Below are 2592 nucleotides of genomic sequence, written 5' to 3'. Positions count from 1 at the left end.
GAGCTGGTGGCCGCGACGTTTTACAGCTTCGACCCGGGCATGGTGCGTGAGCACGTCCCGGCGGTCTGGGCGGTGGCGGCACCCGAAGCCGTGCTCGAGGCCCGGCGGCGAGCCGTGGACACGGCGCTGCGGGCCGTGCTCGGGGAGCGGGTGGACGATCCCGGCCTGGCGGAGGCCGCCGACATCGCCCGCCGGCTGGCCGAGGCGGCCGACACCTCCGGCCGCCCCCTGGCCGCGGCGAACGCGGCGCTCGACTGGCCGGCCGAACCCCACCTGGTGCTCTGGCAGGCGGCGACGGTCCTGCGTGAGCACCGCGGCGACGGACACGTGGCCGCCCTGCTCACCGCCGGACTCGACCCGGTGGAGGCCCTGGTGTCGTTCGCCGCCGTCGGGGCGGCGCCGGTGGAGGTGTTCGCGAGCCGGGGCTGGTCGGAGCAGGCCTGGGCGGACGCGGTGGAGCGGCTCGTCGCGCGGGGTTGGCTCAAGCCGGACGGCACCGCGACGGAGACCGCTGAGGCAGGGCGCGCCTCCCTCGAACGGGTGACAGATGAGCTGGCCGCCGGCCCCTACCGCGCGGTGGGCGCCGAGGCCCTCGGCCGGCTGGCCACGCTGGCAGCGCCGGTCACGATGGCCGTCGTCGGCACCGGGATGCTGCCGATGCGGAGCACGCTCGGCCTGGGCCGGCAGTAGTGCCCTTCACTAGCCTCGGTGGGCGTGCGACATGTGGCGGTGGTGGGCGGCGGGATCCTCGGCCTGGCGGTGGCGCGCGAGCTGACCGCGCGCGGGAGCCGGGTCACGGTGCTGGAGAAGGAGGACCGCTGGGCGGCGCACCAGACCGGTCACAACTCCAACGTCGTGCACGCCGGGCTGTACTACCAGCCGGGCTCGTTCAAGGCGAGGATGTCGGTCGCGGGGAACCGGTCGATCGTGGACTACGCGCGCAGCCACGACGTGCCCGTCGAGGTGTGCGGCAAATTGGTCGTCGCGACCAGTGAGGCCGAGGTGCCCGGTCTGCACGCGCTGGCGCAGCGGGCCGAGGCCAACGGGGTGCCGGCGAAGCTGGTGCAGCCGGCCGAGGCGCACTCCTACGAGCCCGAGGTCGCCTGCGTGGCGGCGCTGCGCGTGGAGTCGACGGCGATCATCGACTTCGCCGCGATCTGCCGGGCGATGGCCCGGGAGCTTGAGAGCAGCAGTGCCACGCTGCGGCTGGGCACACCCGCCCTCGCCATCCGCCGCGGCGGTGCCGGCGGCGTGGAGATCGCCACCGGCACCGACGTCGTGCGGGCGGACGCCCTGGTGAACTGCGCCGGCCTGCACAGCGATCGGGTGGCGCGCCTGGCCGGGGTGGTGCCGAGGGCGCGGATCGTGCCCTTCCGCGGCGAGTACTTCACGCTGCGGCCGGAGGCGGCGCACCTGGTCCGAGGCCTGATCTACCCGGTGCCGGACCCGACGCTGCCGTTCCTGGGCGTGCACCTGACGAGGATGCTCGACGGGTCGGTGCACGCCGGCCCGAACGCGGTGCTGGCGCTGCGGCGGGAGGGGTACCGCTGGCGGGACGTGTCGTGGCGCGACCTCGCCGAGTCGGCCCGGTTCCCGGGCCTGTGGCGACTCGCCCGCAGGTATCCCCGCACCGCCGTCGAGGAGGTGGTCCGGTCTCTGTCGAGGCGACGGTTCGCCGCCAGCCTCGCGCGCCTGGTGCCCGCCGTCGGTTCCGAGGACCTGGTGCGCTCGGATGCCGGCGTCCGCGCCCAGGCCCTCCTACCGGACGGGACGCTGGTGCACGACTTCCTGATCGAGACCGCGCCGAACCAGGTGCACGTGCTCAACGCGCCCTCACCGGCGGCGACGTGCGCGCTCGAGATCGCGAAGCACGTGGCCGACCAGGTCGGTTGACCGCCGCCGCGCCCCACACGAGGGCGGCGGCGACCAGTACCGCCCCGGCGATCCCGGCCAGACTCAGCCGCTCACCCCGCAGGCCGACCGCGAGCAGCGTCGCGGTCAACGGCTCCAGCATGGCGGCCAGCGCCGCGGAGGAGGCTCCCGCCGTCCGCGCCCCCAGCGCGTACACCCCGTAGGCGACCGCCGTAGGCACCACCCCGATGAAGACGACCAGGCCGAGGACCGACCCCGAGAACGGCACGCTCATCCCGGCGACCAGGGCGAACGGCGTGAGCAGCAGTCCGCCGAGCAGCAGACCGGCGGCCGTGACAGCGCCGTGGTGCCCGACCGACCGAGCGGTGACCAGGGTGAGCGTGGCGAACCCCGCGCCGGCGAGCAGCGACATCCCGATGCCGGCCGCGGCCCCCCAGCCCTCCGCCGAGGCACCCGACAGCAGCGCGAGCCCCGCCAACGAGACCGCGACGGGGACGAGCGTGGGCAGGGTGGGCCACTGGCGGTCGCGCACCGCGGTCACGGCCGCGACGAGCACCGGCACGGAGCCGATGGTGACGAGCGTGGCGAGGCTGACCGAGATCCAGGCGAGGGCGACCTGGTAGGCGGCCTGGAACTCGGCCAGCAGCGCGCCGGTGACGAGCACCCGCCACCGGACGGCGGGGTCGGTGAGGGGGTGGAGCCGACCGAACCAGGCGAGGG

The 2592-nt window shown here is 75.3% G+C and carries 3 protein-coding genes; 2 read left to right on the top strand and 1 reads right to left on the bottom strand.

All coding sequences use genetic code 11. The features are described 5' to 3' along the window. On the top strand, nt 1–690 hold a 690-nt coding region (locus BU204_RS37690), incomplete at its 5' end, for an SCO6745 family protein (protein ID WP_233161071.1). A gap of 24 nt (nt 691–714) precedes the next feature. Further along, on the top strand, nt 715–1893 hold the full coding sequence (gene lhgO, locus BU204_RS37685) for an L-2-hydroxyglutarate oxidase (protein WP_075130564.1): 1179 nt from the start codon (nt 715–717) through the stop codon (nt 1891–1893). Here lhgO and BU204_RS37680 read toward each other — a convergent pair. After that, nucleotides 1823–2592, bottom strand: a 770-nt coding sequence (locus tag BU204_RS37680; protein WP_075130563.1) for a DMT family transporter, incomplete at its 5' end; no start/stop codon positions are given. The two genes, lhgO and BU204_RS37680, sit on opposite strands and share 71 nt — an antisense overlap.

The organism is Actinophytocola xanthii (genome assembly GCF_001921205.1).
Taxonomy (GTDB): Bacteria; Actinomycetota; Actinomycetes; order Mycobacteriales; family Pseudonocardiaceae; genus Actinophytocola; species Actinophytocola xanthii.
This window is presented reverse-complemented; position numbering and strand designations above follow the sequence as displayed.